The sequence below is a fragment of the Flavobacterium fragile genome, from assembly GCF_023634865.1.
Taxonomy (GTDB): domain Bacteria; phylum Bacteroidota; class Bacteroidia; order Flavobacteriales; family Flavobacteriaceae; genus Flavobacterium; species Flavobacterium fragile.
The window spans coordinates 468577-486274 of sequence record NZ_JAMLJN010000001.1 but is presented as its reverse complement, the minus strand read 5'-3'; the positions used below and the strand labels follow the sequence as shown (position 1 = coordinate 486274).

At 32.6% G+C, this 17698-nt stretch carries 16 protein-coding genes; 9 read left to right on the top strand and 7 right to left on the bottom strand.

The window, feature by feature from the left end; all coding sequences use genetic code 11:
• Positions 1-33: 33 nt before the first annotated feature.
• Together NAT47_RS02360 and NAT47_RS02355 are read right to left on the bottom strand one after the other, a co-directional pair.
• Entirely contained in the window at positions 34-1209 is a 1176-nt protein-coding gene (locus NAT47_RS02360) for a GlmU family protein (RefSeq protein WP_250579884.1), read from the bottom strand.
• 139 nt (positions 1210-1348) lie between these two features.
• Positions 1349-1600 carry a type B 50S ribosomal protein L31 gene (locus NAT47_RS02355; RefSeq protein WP_250579883.1) on the bottom strand — a complete coding sequence of 84 codons (252 nt, stop codon included), beginning with the start codon at positions 1598-1600 and terminating at the stop codon, positions 1349-1351.
• 227 nt (positions 1601-1827) lie between these two features.
• Between NAT47_RS02355 and NAT47_RS02350 the strand changes: the two genes are divergently transcribed.
• The 6 genes from NAT47_RS02350 to NAT47_RS02325 all read left to right on the top strand — a co-directional run bounded on the left by NAT47_RS02350 (position 1828) and on the right by NAT47_RS02325 (position 8279).
• Positions 1828-2367 carry a DUF4199 domain-containing protein gene (locus NAT47_RS02350; protein WP_250579882.1) on the top strand — a complete coding sequence of 180 codons (540 nt, stop codon included), beginning with the start codon at positions 1828-1830 and terminating at the stop codon, positions 2365-2367.
• A 4-nt stretch (positions 2368-2371) separates the two neighbouring features.
• Positions 2372-3325 (top strand): glycosyltransferase family 2 protein, encoded by a 954-nt coding sequence (locus tag NAT47_RS02345; protein ID WP_250579881.1) that lies wholly within the window; start codon positions 2372-2374, stop codon positions 3323-3325.
• 40 nt (positions 3326-3365) lie between these two features.
• The gene (locus NAT47_RS02340; RefSeq protein ID WP_250579880.1) at positions 3366-3863 is read left to right on the top strand and encodes an ORF6N domain-containing protein; all 498 of its coding nucleotides are present in this window, start codon (positions 3366-3368) and stop codon (positions 3861-3863) included.
• A gap of 4 nt (positions 3864-3867) precedes the next feature.
• Positions 3868-5595, top strand: a complete 1728-nt coding sequence (locus NAT47_RS02335) for a phospho-sugar mutase (RefSeq protein WP_250579879.1) — start codon at positions 3868-3870, stop codon at positions 5593-5595.
• Positions 5596-7428 (top strand): ABC transporter ATP-binding protein, encoded by a 1833-nt coding sequence (locus NAT47_RS02330; RefSeq protein ID WP_250579878.1) that lies wholly within the window; start codon positions 5596-5598, stop codon positions 7426-7428. It begins immediately after the preceding gene.
• A gap of 149 nt (positions 7429-7577) precedes the next feature.
• On the top strand, positions 7578-8279 hold the full coding sequence (locus NAT47_RS02325; RefSeq protein ID WP_250579877.1) for a hypothetical protein: 702 nt from the start codon (positions 7578-7580) through the stop codon (positions 8277-8279).
• A 41-nt stretch (positions 8280-8320) separates the two neighbouring features.
• Here the strand turns inward: NAT47_RS02325 and NAT47_RS02320 are convergent, their stop codons facing one another.
• Genes NAT47_RS02320 through NAT47_RS02310 form a run of 3 tightly spaced genes read right to left on the bottom strand, consistent with a single transcriptional unit; the run spans position 8321 to position 13241 of the window.
• Complete coding sequence (locus tag NAT47_RS02320; protein ID WP_250579875.1) at positions 8321-9034, bottom strand: hypothetical protein; 714 nt, start codon at positions 9032-9034, stop codon at positions 8321-8323.
• Between the two features lie 43 nt (positions 9035-9077).
• Positions 9078-11543, bottom strand: coding sequence for a TonB-dependent receptor (locus NAT47_RS02315; RefSeq protein ID WP_250579873.1), 2466 nt, complete (start codon positions 11541-11543; stop codon positions 9078-9080).
• Positions 11544-11558: 15 nt separating this feature from the next.
• Positions 11559-13241, bottom strand: coding sequence for a M23 family metallopeptidase (locus NAT47_RS02310; protein ID WP_250579871.1), 1683 nt, complete (start codon positions 13239-13241; stop codon positions 11559-11561).
• A gap of 193 nt (positions 13242-13434) precedes the next feature.
• Here NAT47_RS02310 and NAT47_RS02305 point away from each other — a divergent pair, with 193 nt between their 5' ends.
• From NAT47_RS02305 to rny, 3 genes are all read left to right on the top strand, one after another.
• Positions 13435-13725, top strand: a complete 291-nt coding sequence (locus NAT47_RS02305) for a hypothetical protein (protein ID WP_250579869.1) — start codon at positions 13435-13437, stop codon at positions 13723-13725.
• Positions 13726-13732: 7 nt separating this feature from the next.
• A complete protein-coding gene (locus tag NAT47_RS02300) occupies positions 13733-14026 on the top strand; it encodes a cell division protein ZapA (RefSeq protein ID WP_250579867.1) in 294 nt (97 codons plus the stop codon).
• Positions 14027-14235: 209 nt separating this feature from the next.
• Positions 14236-15798, top strand: a complete 1563-nt coding sequence (gene rny / locus NAT47_RS02295) for a ribonuclease Y (protein ID WP_250579865.1) — start codon at positions 14236-14238, stop codon at positions 15796-15798.
• Positions 15799-15866: 68 nt separating this feature from the next.
• Here rny and xerD read toward each other — a convergent pair whose 3' ends face one another.
• Together xerD and NAT47_RS02285 are read right to left on the bottom strand one after the other, a co-directional pair.
• Entirely contained in the window at positions 15867-16766 is a 900-nt protein-coding gene (gene xerD, locus NAT47_RS02290; protein WP_250579863.1) for a site-specific tyrosine recombinase XerD, read from the bottom strand.
• Positions 16767-16783: 17 nt separating this feature from the next.
• Positions 16784-17674, bottom strand: coding sequence for a hypothetical protein (locus NAT47_RS02285; RefSeq protein WP_250579861.1), 891 nt, complete (start codon positions 17672-17674; stop codon positions 16784-16786).
• Positions 17675-17698: the final 24 nt, after the last annotated feature.

Genomic DNA, 17698 nt, shown 5'->3' with positions numbered 1-17698 from the left:
AAAAATCAAATAAACTATAATTCTATTTTAAACTTACTCTTTTCTGTATTTTTTAGTCTCCTCAAAAACGTGTTCTAAAATTTTAGCGTCTTGATCCGTAAATACAACATGACGGCGACTCATTACAATTTTAGCGGTTTCAAAAGCTTTTTTAGTTATATAAGTAGTAAATCCAGAAGCCCCGCCCCAAGAAAAACTTGGCACAAAATTTCTTGGAAATCCAGATCCAAAAATATTAGCTGAAACTCCAACCACGGTTCCTGTGTTGAACATGGTGTTGATACCACATTTACTATGATCTCCCATCATTAAACCGCAAAATTGCAAACCTGTTCTTGCAAAACCCTCCGTTTCATAACTCCACAAACGTACTTCTTCATAGTTGTTTTTTAAATTGGAATTATTCGAATCAGCACCAATGTTACACCACTCTCCTAAAACCGAATTTCCTAAAAACCCATCATGACCTTTATTAGAATAACCAAATAAAACCGAATTATTTACTTCGCCACCAATACGACAATGTGGTCCAATAGTTGTTGCTCCGTAAACTTTTGTTCCTAATTTTACTTGTGCTTCTTCACACAAAGCAAATGGTCCACGAATCACCGAACCTTCCATGATTTCAGCATTTTTTCCGATGTAGATTGGACCCGTTGAAGCATTTAAAGTAACAAATTCTAATTTAGCTCCTACTTCTATAAAGATGTTTTCTGGAGCAATTACATTAACGCTTTTTGGAATAGGTTGTGAATAACGATCTTCAGTTAACAGCTCAAAATCTTCACGAATTGCGACATCATTCTTTGCAAAAATATCCCAAGTATTTTCTATTCTTAATACATCACCTTCATATTCAATTAATTCATACTCATCAAAATCAATATCTTCTTGGGTATCTAAAGTATGAAAAGCAATAATCTCTTCTCCAAAAAGAATGGCTTCTTTTGGATTCAGATTTTGAACCATATCAACTAAAATCGGATTGGGTAAAAACGAAGCGTTAATCATAATGTTTTCTTCCATTTCTACCATAGGATATTTCTCCATCAAGTACTCTTCTGTAAGCGTTGTAGTAGTATATCCTAAATATTTTTCCCACTTTTCACGAATCGTTAAAATTCCGATACGAATATCAGCTACTGGACGAGTAAAAGTGAAAGGAAGCAATGCATTGCGAACAGTTCCGTCAAAAAGTATATAGTTCATATTTTTATATTTTAATGAGACAAGTCAATGACTTGTCTGTACGATAAGTTTTTATATTTTAAATTCAAAAGTACAATTTATTCCACAAAAAAAGCTCCACAAAATGTGAAGCTTTTTATTATTTTGAAAAAGCAAAAAATTATTTAGCTTTCTTAGCGTATTTGCTGTTGAATTTATCGATACGACCCGCAGTATCAATAAGTTTAGATTTACCTGTATAGAATGGGTGAGACGTTCTAGAGATCTCCATTTTATACACAGGATATTCAACTCCTTCGTAAACAATTGTTTCTTTTGTTTCTACTGTAGATTTTGTAATAAATACATCCTCATTTGACATGTCTTTGAAAGCTACTAATCTGTAATTTTCTGGGTGAATACCTTTTTTCATTTTGTAAATCTTTTTATTAATCGATTATACTTTGTTTCGCGGCTTTATTCTGTAAAGGTGTAAACAACATATAACCTTTTGGTTTATAAACTTTTTTATTTGAGAGTGCAAAATTACATTTAATTTTCAATTTACCAATGTTTCTGAAACTTTTTTTTATTTTTTAACTCTTACCCTACAACGATTAGAATTCTTATATTTGTAAATTATTAAAACCAAAACAAACTATGAACGAAATTATCAAAAAAAACGGAATTAACTTTGGTATCATCTTAGGTATTTTAGGAATTACATCCCAAATGATCGTTTATGCGATGGGAGGAATTTCTAAGGAAAATGCTATCCTTAATTCTGTACTTCAATTTATTTTTTGGATGGCTTATCTTGTTGTTAGAATTATTCAATGCAACAAAACCAAGAAAGAGTTCAATGGTTTTATTTCACTTAAAGAACTATTTACTACTCTAACCATTACCATATTAATTGGAATATTAATATCGCAGTCGTTCACTTTTCTATTCAATAACTTTATAGATGCTGCTTATGGAGAATTGTTGAATAAATTTATGAATGAACAACAAATACTTGCTCAAAATGCAATGAAAAGTTTTACAAAAGTTAGTAATGAAGACTTAAAAAAAATTGCAGAAACTAATAATTTTTCTATTCTGAATATAGCACAAGGAACTTTAATTGCTTTTTTAGTTTCTTCAATTATGAATTTAATTTTAGCAGCTATCTTCAAAAAAAATCAACCCGTATTCTAAATCAATGAATTTATCCATAGTTATCCCATTATTAAACGAACAAGAGTCGTTACCTGAATTGCACAATTGGATTGTGAAAGTGATGCAAACGCACAACTATTCCTATGAAATCCTTTTTATTGATGATGGTAGTACAGATGCTTCTTGGAATGTTATTGAAAAATTATCGCACGAAAATCCGAATGTAATAGGAATTCGTTTTCTTAGAAATTATGGAAAATCACAAGCCTTACATGCTGGTTTTGCAAAAGCTCAAGGTGATGTAGTAATTACCATGGATGCCGATTTACAAGATAGTCCCGATGAAATTCCAGAATTATTCCGTTTAATTACCGAAGATAATTATGATTTAATTTCAGGTTGGAAGAAAAAACGCTACGATTCGGTTGTTGCGAAAAATATTCCATCAAAATTATTTAATTGGGCGGCAAGAAAAACATCTGGCGTAAAATTGAATGATTTCAATTGTGGATTGAAAGCCTACAAAAATATCGTTATTAAAAATATCGAAGTTTCAGGTGAAATGCACCGTTACATTCCGGTTCTAGCTAAGAATGCTGGATTTGGAAAAATCGGTGAAAAAGTGGTGATTCATCAAGCTCGAAAATACGGAAGTTCCAAATTCGGAATGAGCCGTTTTATCAATGGCTTCTTAGATTTGATTACAATTTGGTTTCTATCAACTTTCGGAAAACGCCCCATGCACCTTTTCGGATTATTAGGTTCTATTATGTTTGTAATTGGATTTTTATTCGCTTTCTATTTAGGAATCGATAAATTGTTCATCAATACTTCTGGAAGATTAATTACTGAAAGACCACAATTTTATCTATCATTAACTGCAATGATTATTGGAACCCAGTTATTCTTAGCCGGATTTTTAGGTGAAATTATCCTTAGAACCAAAAACAACGAAGAACGTTATAAGATTAGTGAGGAGTTGGGACGTAAAAGTTGAGAGTAAAACAGAATCATTAACTTTTTAAATTATACACGCCATGCAAAAATTAGAGATTATCAACAACAAAATTTATGTAATTAGAAATCAAAAAGTAATGTTAGATTTTGATTTGGCATTTCTTTACCAAATTGAAACAAAAAGACTAAAAGAAGCTGTCAGAAGGAATATCGAAAGATTTCCTGAAGATTTTATGTTTGAACTTACAAAAGAGGAATTTGACAACTTGAGGTCGCAATTTGCGACCTCAAGTTACGGAGGAACAAGATATATGCCTTTTGCTTTTACAGAACAAGGTGTTGCCATGTTGTCCTCTGTATTAAATTCAAAAAAAGCAATTGAAGTAAACATTGCAATTATGAGAACTTTTGTAGTGCTGAGAAATTCAATTTTGTCTTTGGAAGAAATCACAAATAGAGTTTCAGAAATTGAACAACAATTTCCAGAAATCTACAAAGCCTTGAATTATCTGATGGATACCAATCAGAAAAATATAGAACAAAAAGAAAGAAGCAAAATTGGCTTCAAAAAGAAATAAGAATATGCATATCGAACAAAGTATTTTAAACAAAGTAAACGAGTGGTTAACCCCAACATTTGACGAAGCAACTCAAGAAGCCATCAAAGAAATGATGACTTCTGCTCCAAAAGAGTTAGAAGAAAGTTTTTATAAAAATTTAGAGTTTGGAACCGGCGGAATGCGCGGTGTTATGGGTGTTGGAACGAATCGTATCAACAAATATACACTTGGAAAAAACACACAAGGTTTATCTGATTATTTACACAAATCGTTTCCAAACGAACAATTAAAAGTGGCAATCGCTTACGATTGTCGCCATAACAGTAACACATTGGCTAAAGTGGTGGCTGATGTTTTTTCGGCTAACGGAATTAAAGTGTATTTATTTTCAGATATGCGCCCTACTCCTGAATTATCATTTGCCGTTCGTTATTTGAATTGTCATGCAGGAATTGTTTTAACCGCTTCTCACAATCCGCCAGAATACAACGGATACAAAGTATATTGGCAAGATGGAGGTCAATTAGTTCCACCTCAAGATGCTGAAATTATCAAAGTAATCGAAGATTTAAAATACAGCGACATCAAATTCGAAGCGAATAACGATTTAATTGAATATATCGATACCGAAGTAGACGAAGCTTTCGCAAAATCAACTATTGAAAATGCAAGTTTTAAAACGCCAGTTGAAGCTAAAGCGAATTTAAAAATCGTTTATACTTCTTTACACGGAACTTCGATTAAAGCGATTCCTAATGTTTTGGCAAAATCAGGGTATACCGATGTGAATATCGTTCCTGAACAAGCGGAACCTAATGGTGATTTTCCAACCGTAGTTTCTCCAAATCCTGAAGAACCAGAAGCGTTGTCTATGGCAATTGCTTTGGCAGAGAAAATTGGTGCAGATATGGTCGTAGGAACCGATCCAGATTCTGATCGTTTAGGCGTTGCGGTTCGAGATTTAGATGGAAAAATCAAATTATTAAACGGAAACCAAACCATGGTTATCATGACCGCTTTCTTATTAGAACAATGGAAGCGCGCCGATAAATTCAAAGGAAATGAATTCATTGGTTCAACTATAGTTTCCACTCCCATGATGTTGGAATTAGCAGCTGCTTATGATGTAGAATGTAAAGTAGGATTAACCGGTTTCAAATGGATTGCGAAATTCATTAAAGATTTCCCAAATCAGAAATTTGTTGGTGGTGGCGAAGAAAGTTTTGGTTTCATGGTGGGCGACGCGGTTCGCGATAAAGACGCGGTTGCAGCTATCTTATTAGTGAGTGAAATTGCAGCACAAGCTAAAGCTTCTGGAAGTTCGTTATATCAAGAATTATTGAATTTATATATTGATTTTGGCTTCTACAAAGAACATTTGATTTCGATTACCAAAAAAGGAATTGAGGGCGCAAATGAAATCAAACAAATGATGATTGATTTACGCGAAAATCCAATGAAAGAAATCAACGGACAACGTGTAATTTGTATAGAAGATTACCAAGCTTCTAAAGGAAAAGACTTCATGAACAATGAAGAATTTGAAATTCATATTCCAAAATCAAACGTATTAATTTACTATTTGGAAGACGGAAGTAAAATCTGTGCAAGACCAAGTGGTACCGAACCTAAAATTAAATTCTATTTCAGCGTAAATGGGGTTTTAAACTCAATTGAAAACGCAAAATCAGTAGAAAAAGAACTAGATAATAAAATTGCAGGAATTATTTCGGCAATGAAACTAAACTAAATGGACGAAAATTTAAAAAAACTTATTCCTTTTGCTAAAAAGTACAAATACAATGTGGCGGGTAACATCTCCTTCAACATTTTGTATGCTTTATTTGGAACACTAGGAATGGTATTTATCATGCCTGTTCTTTCTGTTTTATTTGATGAAAGAAAAACAGAAGAAGTTGAACTACCAATTTACGATGGAATCATAAATGCATTAGGAAATTGGCAAGAATATATTGCCTATTATGTCAATCAATATTCTAAAGATTATGGTATTCAATACGGATTAATGCTTACGGTAGCTTTAGTATTAGTAACTTTTTTATTTAAAAATCTGTCAAACTACTTAGCATTACAGCATTTAACCAAAGTCAAGACAGGAGTACTACGTGATTTACGTGACAAGATGTTCAACAAAATTGTTTCATTACCTGTTTCCTATTATTCTGAAAAAAGAAAAGGGGATGTAATGGCAAGAATGCTGGGTGATGTAAACGAAGTTCAGAATTCATTTTTTATGGTTTTGGAACTCATTGTTAAAGAACCACTAACTATTGTATTTTCATTGATTGCTATGATATCGATTAGTTGGAAATTAACTGTTTTCGTGTTTGTTTTTATACCAATTTCTGGATTTATTATTTCAAAAATTGGTAAAAGTCTAAAATCACAATCTAGCAGGGCCCAACAAGAAAATGGCTATTTAATTTCGATAGTAGAGGAAAGCTTAAGTGGTTTGAAGGTAGTCAAAAGCTACAATGCAGAAAATATTTTTGCTAAAACATTCAATGATTCTATCAATCGTTTGTATAAACTAACCATTTCTATTAGTAAGAAAAACAATTTAGCTTCACCTATGAGTGAATTTATGGGAATTTTAGTTATCGGAGTGTTATTAGTATATGGAGGTAACCTAGTTTTAGTTGAAGGTTCTTTAAAAGGTTCAAATTTTATCACCTACATTGGATTAGCTTATAATATTTTAACACCTGCTAAAGCCATTTCTAAAGCTTCTTATGCTGTTAAAAATGGATTAGCGGCTGCCGAACGTGTATTTGAAGTGCTAGAAGTTGAAAACACCATTACCAACAAACCAAATGCCATAGTAAAAAATTCCTTTAACGAAAAAATCAGTATCGAAAATATCAACTTTGGGTACGCTGAAGAAAACGTTTTGAAAAACTTCTCTTTGGAAATTCCTAAAGGAAAAATGATAGCATTAGTTGGACAATCTGGTTCTGGAAAAAGTACGATTGCTAATTTATTGACTCGTTTTTATGATGTACAAGAAGGAACCGTAAAAATCGACGGAATCGACATTAAAGACATGACATTAGAATCACTTCGTGATCTAATGGGATTGGTTACTCAAGATTCGATTTTATTTAACGATACGATTAAAAATAATATTCGTTTAGGGAAAGAAGATGCAACCGATGAAGAAATTATTGCTGCTTTAAAAGTGGCTAATGCTTACGAATTCGTAAAAGACTTACCTAACGGAATTGAAACCAATATTGGTGATGCAGGTGGAAAACTTTCGGGCGGACAAAAACAACGTTTATCGATTGCGAGAGCGGTTTTGAAAAATCCACCAATCATGATTTTGGATGAAGCAACTTCTGCTTTAGATACGGAAAGCGAAAAATTCGTTCAAGTGGCTTTAGAAAATATGATGCAAAACCGAACATCAATTGTTATTGCGCACCGTTTATCTACGATTCAAAAAGCAGATAAAATTGTTGTAATGCAAAAAGGTGAAATCGTAGAACAAGGAACACACGACGAATTATTAGCTTTAAACGGAACGTATTCGAAGTTAGTGATGATGCAGAGTTTTGAATAAAAGTAAAGAGTTGGGAGATGGAAGTTAAGAGTTTATCTAAAATAAATTAATCTCATTTCAAGATTTTTTAGATTATGTAAATTTCTTAAATCTGTGTTCCAAAACTTGAATTTTGAACGTGTAATTGAACTTTTAATTGAACTTGAAAAATGTACATAAACCATCCCAATATCACTTTACCCGATGACAATGACACCATTGTTTGGAAGTATTTGGACTTGTCTAAGTTCTTAGACATGTTACTATCGCGTCAATTGTTTATGTCGCGTTCAGATAAGTTTGAAGACCAATATGAAGGCACATTTTCAGAACCCACTTTTGAAGAAATCAAAAAAATTGCAGCTAACAATCCAAAGTTTTTGGATTACTACAAATCACATCGAGAAAAAGTAGTGATTAGTAGTTGGCATATTAACGAGTACGAATCCTTCGCCATGTGGCAAATTTTCACTCAAAACACCGAAGGTTTAGCGATTCAAACAACTATTGGCAGACTAAAAGAAGCCTTACAACCTGAAAGGCAAACCGAACAATATATTGGTGCCGTTAATTATATCGATTACAAAAAAGAATTTATTCCGTTTGAAGATACGTTTTTCCCGTTTTTGTTTAAACGAAAAAGTTTTCAATACGAAAGAGAAATTCGCATTATTTCGGACGTTTCAGCTAATGGAATGAAAATCGATAACGGTTTAAAAGTTGATGTGAACTTAAATCAACTTATAGAAAAAATTTACATTCATCCTAAAAGTGAAAACTGGTATAAGAATTTGGTCATACAACTGGTTTCGCAATTGGGATTTGATTTTGAAATCGAAAAATCGGATCTAGAGAGTGATATTTTGATTTAGAGTAGCAACGCAGATGAAACGGATTTTTTTAATTACTTAAACTAATTCGGAGTATAAACTTCCACTTTCCACTCGTCAGCTAACAAGTTTACAAAGTGGTAATGTACTTTATCATTTTTATCAAAAGCGCCATTTTTGTTGATATCTTCAATACATCTAAAGTACAAACGGTTTTGAGCTTCAATAATATTCCAATCAATTAATTCCTGAAACTCTTCTGAAAGTTTAGTAAAGTTGTCACCACTAATGGTGCTCAAATACAACGAACGAATATCATTTTGATTGATTTTTCCATCTTTGTTAGTATCGGAATCCACTAAAGTATAAACGATAATTTGCTTTTTCGTTTTAGCGGCAATTCCGTCTAAAAAAGTAGCCGTTTGAATTTGGATTTTCTTATCGGTTAATGGTTTTACATTCATAGAATCAATGTGTTGAAAATTCAAATTATCGAAGTAACCTGTAATTTCAAATCGGTTATAATTGGAAATCGCATAGCTTACTTGGTTGGTTTTGCTGCTTCCATACACTTTACTATTCGAGTCATAGACACGAACATCACCAATAGGATGAATCAAATACTTGGTTCCTTCCATGAAAATTGGCAAATCAGCCACCTTGATAGATGACGTATCTCTCGTTTCTGCTTCTACCTTAGTTTTTCCTTCTTCGTAGATAACTTTTGGAGTTTCCGTTTCTTCTTTACAACTCATTAAAGTTGCAACCAAGCTAAAAGTGAAAAGAATACGCTTCATCTGTTTGAATTTTATAGTCAAATATACTAAAATAATTATTGGCTTACAATCGAGCAACTAATTTGATATTGAAAACACGTGTGGTCATGTAGTTAGGAATTCCGTATTGTGATTTCGTGTACACATCGCGAACCCAAGTATTTGTAATGGCATTTTGATTGTTGAACAAATTGAAAATTTCTAATCCCAATGAAAATTCATTAAACGATTTCAACCATTTTTTGGATGATTTAATTCCAGCATCTTTAAACACATACAAAAATCCCACATCTGCACGACGATAATCGTTCAATCTCATTTGATAAGCATAAGCATCTTCAGTATAGGAAGGAGCTCCTCCTGGCAAACCTGTATTGTAAACCAAATTTAAATACAATTTCAAATTCGGAATATTAGGCATATAATCTTGAAACAAAATGCCAAATTTCAATCGTTGATCGGTTGGACGCGCAATAAAACCTTTTCCATCTTGATTTTCTTCTGTTTTTAAGTAGCCAAAACTAAACCAAGATTCTGTTCCTGGCACAAATTCTCCGTTTAATCGAGCATCTAATCCATAAGCATATGCTTCCGCATTATTATTGGCTCTATAGCGAATACGAACATTATCCACAGTATACGTGTTAACATCCGAAATATTTTTGTAATAGGCTTCTGAAACTAGTTTAAAAGGACGATTCCACATTTTAAAGCTATAATCACTGCTTAAAACTACATGAATCGATTGTTGTGCTTTCACATTGGTTTGCACTACTCCATCATAATCTCGAAGTTCCCTGTAAAAGGGCGGCTGATGATATAGTCCTCCCGATAGACGAAATAATATATCTTTATTCCAATCGGGTTTAAAGGCAAATTGCGCCCTTGGTGAAAATGTAATTTGGCTATCACCATTTGGTCTACCATCAGCTGTAACTTGCCATTGGTGTGAACGTACTCCAGCATTTAACCAATAATCATGCATTCCTATTTTGCCACGATAATTCCATTGTACATACCCCGAAAGTCTATTGATTCTAGTGAAATTTGTTGCTCTAATATTTTTATAAGGCGCTAAAGGACCTACGTAAGGATGGTAAGGTTGGTCGTTTTGATAATCTAAAATTGGATTTGGCAATGAGAACCCTGCAGAATCTATCACTTCCCATTCAACTAAACGATCTCTAATATCTTCTAAAGTAAATTTAGCCCCCCACTCAATTTGTGATTTTTCATTCAAATCATGAAATCCTTTCACTTCTGCATTAGCAATTAAAGCATCTAAATCATTTCGGGCGTGATTTAATTGTGAACCCACACCTCTTGAATAAACAACATCACCAAATGTTTCCGAGCCGATATTAGCATCTACTTCACCTAAACGATACTGAGCTAAAATATCATAATATTCTTGCTCTTGCGTATGATATCCTGATAGGATGAATTTCAATTTATTGTTTTCATTGTATTGATAAACGGCTTTTCCAGCACCAAAAAAGGTAAGGTATTTGTCTTTTTCTTGCCCTTCATAAAAAACCAATAAAGCAATTGGCTCATCAATAGTTCCAAAATTGGTTTGACGCGTTAAGGGTTGATAATTGTATCTGTTTTGCGAAATATTTCCTAAGAAACTGAAATTCCATTTGGTTGAAGCATTGAAATTCAGTAAAGATTGCACATCAAAAAAAGTAGGTCTAAAGTTAGTTTCGGTCTCTTGACTATTCACAAGTAAACTATTGTCACGATAACGAACACCTGTAATATTGCTCCATTTTTGGTTTTTAGAAACGCCTTCCAAGGTTAGACTTCCACCTAAAAAACTAGTTTCTAAACTTGCACCAAAACGTTTTGGATTTCGGTAGGTAATATCTAAAACCGATGATAATTTATCGCCATATTTTGATTGAAAACCTCCTGCTGAGAAATCTACATTCTGAACCATATCAGTATTGGTAAAGCTCAATCCTTCTTGTTGTCCGGAACGAACTAAAAACGGACGATATACTTCAATTTCATTTACATAAACTAAATTTTCATCGTAATTTCCTCCTCGAACCGCATACGATGTACTTAATTCGTTATTAGAATAAACACCTGGAAGCGTTTTGATAATATTTTCAATTCCGGCATTAGCACCTGGAATTTTTCTCACAACCACTGGGTCAATAGTGGTGACTCCTTCCACGCGTTTTTTACTATTGGCATCAATTAAAATCTCTCCTAACTCTTCAATTTTTGAACTCATTTGAGGATTTAATTCATAATCCTCGTTTGGTTTTAACGTCAAACTAATTGTTTTCTTTTTTAATGAAACGTGAGAAAAAACAAGATTTATTTTTTTATTAGCCTCTATCTCTAAAATGTAAAATCCGTTAGTGTTTGATGTTGTGTTTTTCTCACCTGCTTGTACCACTACATTTTCGACAGGATTATTAAATTCATCTAAAATCACTCCCTTAACACGAGCTTTTTGTGCTGAAATAGTTAAAGAAAAAAGGACCAATAGAAATGCAAAAAAAATATTTTTCAAGAGATTGCGTATTAATTATCTGTAAAAGTGAGATTCAAAGGTAGTGGAATTTTGTAAATTATCTGTAACAACCAACTTGAAATCGTTTCTTCCTGAAATCCAAAGGTTATCCTCTAGATTATGAACTAACTTGTTTGTTTTGTAGTCATACTCCATCAATATCCATTTTCCGTTTAAATAGGCACGGTAAGAAGCTATTTCAGAATGCAAATCAGCTACAGAAACACTAATCGTTTTTTGATCTTTTATGGTACTACCTTCGATAAAATTTACGTTGTAAATTCTTGGTGGCACGGTATCTTGTGCCAATTTAAATTTTCCTAAAGTTCGAGTTTTTAAAGAAAAGTTATTCCCTTTTCTATACGTTTTGTTATAATCCAATTTGTATCCATCCAAAGTTGCAATATAGGTTTTAGCCAATTGTTCTTCTGACAGTCCTTGTACATTCTCAAAAGTAATGGTGATGTTTTTGTGTACAGGCACACTGTCATCATGAAGCGATAAAATGTTTTCATTTATATCAAAATTCAGATAAAAATCATGGTAAAATGCGTTTTCAGGAATTTGCACTGATATATTATCTTTCTGAAAAATGGATTCATTTTTAGCTTTCACTAGATAAGGTGTTTTCTTTACTTCATTTTTAATCGTAGGAACATCATTTGAAAAAGCTATCGGAATAATCAAATCAACACGATTATCATGAAAATCATATATTTCAACGCGATAAGAATAATTAGTACCAGGTTGCACTTTTATGGTTCCATCTTTCTTATTCCCCGCCACAATAGACAAAGGATAATTCGTGAGTTGAAATAATTTTTGAACTCGCTGCCCCATAAGATGAAGGCGTTCATAATCGATAAAATTATTAATGTAACGCGTCTCGTCGAAGGCAAAGCTATCAAAACCATACTGATATTGCAGAACACCATTCAAATAAGCCTTCACCTTGTAAAGTCCGTTTTTATTATAAGGGTTGGTACAAAAATCAAAAGCATTAATTCCGAAAGCTATCCTCCCATTTGCTTTTACTTTTACCCCTAAATAACTACCGTCAGACTGTTTAGAAAACGAAATATTAATTGGTTTTTGAGAGTTGTTCACAACAGTAGAATCTAACGGATAAGCTACAATACCTTGTATTATCGGCTTTCTATCGTCGGAAATAATGTTCTTGAAACCAAAATGTAACGGATTCAAAATCTCTTCTGACTTTGTATTTCTAAACTCAAAATGAAGATGAGGGCCTCCACTTCCACCAGTATTTCCAGTAAAACCAATAATATCCCCTTTTTTAATAGGTAGTTCTGTGGGGTACAAGTACATTTCAACTTCAAAAGATTGCTCTTGGTATTGTTTTGATTTTATAAATGCCTCGATAGCACCATTGGCTTTTTGCAAATGTCCATATACGGTAGTAAAACCATTAGGATGTGTAATGTAAATAGCTTTTCCGTATCCAAAGGTTGAAATTTTTATTCTAGAAATATACCCATCACCCGAAGCATAAACAGGTAAACCTTCTTTACCTTTTGTTTTAAAATCGAGACCTGAATGAAAATGATTACTTCGAAGTTCACCAAATGAACCCGAAATATCTAAGGGAATATCTAAAGGTGATTGAAAAAAATCTTGAGGATAATCTTGACTAAAAATTAAAAATGGGGCAAATAAAAAGGCTAATACAAATTTCATAGTGCTTGTGTTTAATGCTAAAATAATAAAAATAATTGTATTAGAAGCAAACAAAAACAAGGCAAGAATTAAATAAATAACAATCAATTAGTTATAAAAAATTAAAATTTATTCATAAAATTTAAAAAAAACTATTGCTATTTATCAATACTAATACTAACTTTGTAGAATATTGAAATGAATTCTATCGTTGATGAATGGATTATCTGAATTAATTGATTCTCTCGAAGTTAAATTTTTCAAATTGAATCAGAAAGTGATGCAATTAGAAAAAAAGAACCTAGAGTTGCAAGAAGAATTGTTGCTTTCTAAAAAAAATCAACAAGAGCAAAATAGTGAAATACAATCACTAAAGAATCAAATAGATACTCTTAAAATGGTAAATTCATTACTAGGCAGTGAAGAAAATAAACGAGAAACAAAACTCAAAATAAATTCATTAATCAGAGAAATTGATTATTGCATAGCCCAACTTTCGGATTAGAAATCACATGAGTGAAAAACTGAAAATTAAAATATCAATAGCAGATCGTGTGTATCCCTTAACTGTGGAACCATCACAAGAAGAAGGACTTAGAAGTGCTTCAAAAAAAATCGATGCTATGATAAAACAGTTTGAACAAAACTATGCGGTAAGGGACAAGCAAGACGTACTAGCGATGTGTGCATTACAATTTGCAGCTCAGGTAGAACAAAAAGAAATCAATAACTCTAATAATAATGAAATCAGCATTACCAGATTGCAAAATTTGGATAAAAAACTGAGTGAGTTACTCTCAAAATAAATACGTTCTTACAAATAAAACAAAGATACTGCCTACATTAGTATATATTTGATAAACTCAACACTAACAAATTAAACGAGTAAATCTTTGCAACTATAACAGGCCCTTTAGTGGGAAGTTTGAACTGCAAGTTAGCTCAAATCTTGTATAACAGAGTTTATACAAACACCTAATGTAGGCTTTTTTTATATAATTTTTTTAACACACATATGGATATAGTAAGTATAATAATTGGAATTGTTGTCGGTATTGCAGGAGGTTTTGGAATTGCTAAATTCTTAGAAAAAAGCAATGTTTCAAACCTAATCAAAAACGCAAAAAAAGAAGCAGCTTCGATTTTAAAAGACGCTAAAACTGAAGCGGAAGCCGCTAAAAAAGATAAGATTCTACAAGCTAAAGAAAAGTTTTTAGAATTAAAAGCTGAGCATGAACAAGTAATTCTAGCTCGTGACAAAAAAATGGCAGAAGCCGAAAAAAGAACTCGCGATAAAGAATCACAGGTTTCAAACGAATTGGCAAGAGCCAAAAAAGCAGCTGATGAAGCAGAAGCTAAAATTGCTGATTACAATGCTAAAATTGAGTATTTAGACAAAAAACAACAAGAAATAGACAAGTTACACAAAAGCCAAGTGGAGCAACTTGAAACTATTTCTGGCTTATCGGCAGAAGAAGCTAAAAACCAATTAGTTGAAAGTTTAAAAGCAGAAGCGAAAACTACAGCCATGTCTTTTATTCAAGACACTGTTGAAGAAGCTAAAATGACAGCTCAACAAGAAGCTAAAAAGATTATCATCAATACCATTCAAAGAGTGGGTACGGAAGAAGCAGTTGAAAATTGTGTATCTGTTTTTAACATTGAATCGGACGATGTGAAAGGTAGAATCATCGGACGTGAAGGTCGTAACATTAGAGCCTTAGAAGCTGCAACAGGTGTTGAAATTATTGTAGACGACACGCCTGAAGCTATCATCTTATCTTGTTTTGATCCTGTAAGAAGAGAAATCGCTCGTTTGGCATTACACAAATTAGTAACTGACGGGCGTATTCACCCTGCTCGCATTGAAGAAGTTGTAGCTAAAACAGCTAAACAAATTGATGAAGAAATCATTGAAACTGGTAAACGCACTGTAATTGATTTAGGAATCCACGGATTACACCCAGAATTGATTAAAGTGGTAGGTAGAATGAAATATCGTTCGTCTTACGGACAAAACTTACTACAACACTCAAGAGAAGTAGCTAAGTTATGTGGTATCATGGCCGCTGAATTAGGATTAAACGTTAAATTAGCAAAAAGAGCTGGTTTACTACACGATATTGGAAAAGTTCCAGATACTGAGAGTGAATTACCTCACGCTATTTTAGGTATGCAATGGGCTGAAAAATATGGTGAAAAAGAAGAAGTTTGTAATGCTATTGGGGCGCACCACGACGAAATTGAAATGAAATCCTTGATTTCGCCAATCATCCAAGTTTGTGATGCTATTTCCGGAGCACGTCCTGGAGCAAGAAGACAAGTTTTAGATTCTTACATCCAACGTTTGAAAGACTTAGAAGATATTGCTTTTGGATTCAATGGAGTGAAAAACGCCTATGCAATTCAAGCAGGTAGAGAATTACGTGTGATTGTAGAAAGTGAAAAAGTATCTGATGAAGCTGCTGCTAATCTTTCTTTTGATATCTCACAAAAAATTCAAACTGAAATGACGTACCCAGGTCAAGTGAAAATTACTGTTATTCGTGAAACTAGAGCAGTAAATATTGCGAAGTAATCGCACAAATATTGATATAAAGAAAGGATGTTATTATGACATCCTTTTTTTTATATATAAATTCCAAACTAGGCTCTCGGGTGGAAATTCTTTAACACTTCTGAAAGGAATTTACGATCTAAGTGCATGTAGACTTCAGTAGTTGTTATGGACTCGTGGCCCAACATTAATTGAATAGAACGTAAATCGGCACCGTTCTCTAACAAATGAGTAGCAAAAGAATGACGGAATGTATGCGGACTAATCGTTTTATTTAAATTGATTTTTACCGCTAAATCTTTAATTATAGTAAATACCATTGCCCTTGTAAGTTGCTTTCCCCTCCTATTCAAAAACAAGGTATCCTCATGTCCCTTTTGAACCGGATAATGCACGCGAATTAAATTCACATAAGAAGTAATGTATTTTATAGTAGATTGCCCTACAGGCACAAAACGTTGCTTGTTCCCTTTTCCTGTTATTTTAATAAAGCCTTCTTCAAAAAATAAATCAGATAATTTTAATCCTATTAATTCTGAAACGCGCAAACCACAACTGTATAAAGTTTCAAGCATCGCTTTGTTTCTTTCACCTTCTGGTGTAGACAAATCTATAGCCGCTATTAAAGCGTCAATTTCTTCGGTAGCTAATGTATCAGGTAATTTTCTTCCTATTTTTGGCACTTCAATCAATTCGAGTGGACTATCATTTCGATAATCCTCAAATATCAAATAATTAAAAAAACTTTTTAAACCCGATATAATTCGAGATTGGCTTCGCGCATTTACTTTGGATGAAATAGCATATACAAACTCCTGAATCGTTTCTTCAGAAATTTGAATTGGGGAAACTACAATATCATTTTGTTCTAAAAACAATACCAACTTTTCAATATCAAATGTATAATTTTCAATGGTATTTTTAGAAAGCCCTCGCTCTAATCGAAGGTAATTTTGATATTCTTTAATATATGATTGCCATGTACTCATTATAACGCAATTGACGACTATAATTCCTTTTTAATTAGAGTAATAGAGGCATTTTCGGATTTCTTGAACGAGGTCAACAATTCAAAAGTCCGATTTTCATCAATTAGAATAATTTTTGCTGTATTTGGAAGAATTGTTCCTTCATTAATAGCTAAAATCTTAAACTCATTCTTTTCATCTAGATTTACAGGAACCGTTATTATCTTTTTTTCATTCTTCACTTTATAATTCTCAAGAATTACTTTACCATTGTGAAATAAAGTAATAACATCTCCATCTTCTTTTCCTGCATCAAATATTTCGATTTTAATCTTTTTAGATTCCCAAAAAACATTCAGATTTTGATCTTTACTTAACTTATTAATTTTCAAACTATCTAAAATCGCTATTGGATTAGAACGCAATTTCACCTCGTTGTCTATCTGCTTAGATTTTTGAATTTTCTTGTTTACTTTTTTTGCCAAATTATAAATCTTAGCACTTCCAACTAAAGCTACTGTGCCATCAATACACTTGGTTTTATTTTTAAACAAACCTTTAAAATTACCTTCAATCTTACTGCTATTGTCAACCAATTTTACTTTGCCTGAAAAATTAACAAAACAGAACGAACTTTGAGCAAATTTTGATTTGGTGTACAAAATATCCCTTTCTTGAAATGTTAAAAGCTTAGTTGATTTATCATAAGTTCCCACTATAGTATTCTTAGTTTCATGACTTCCATCCAAATCAGTAATAGAATATCCTGATATTTTCCCATTATTTTCCTGAAAAACGATGCGATATGTTATTAACGTTTTGTCGTTTCCGTTTAATTTAATAGCTCCAAAAAATTCAAAGTTTTCTTGTGCAAAAGAATCAAAACTAACAAACAAAACAATTAATAAAATTTTAATAAGATTTTTCATTTTCTTTTAGGGATTTTTATATTT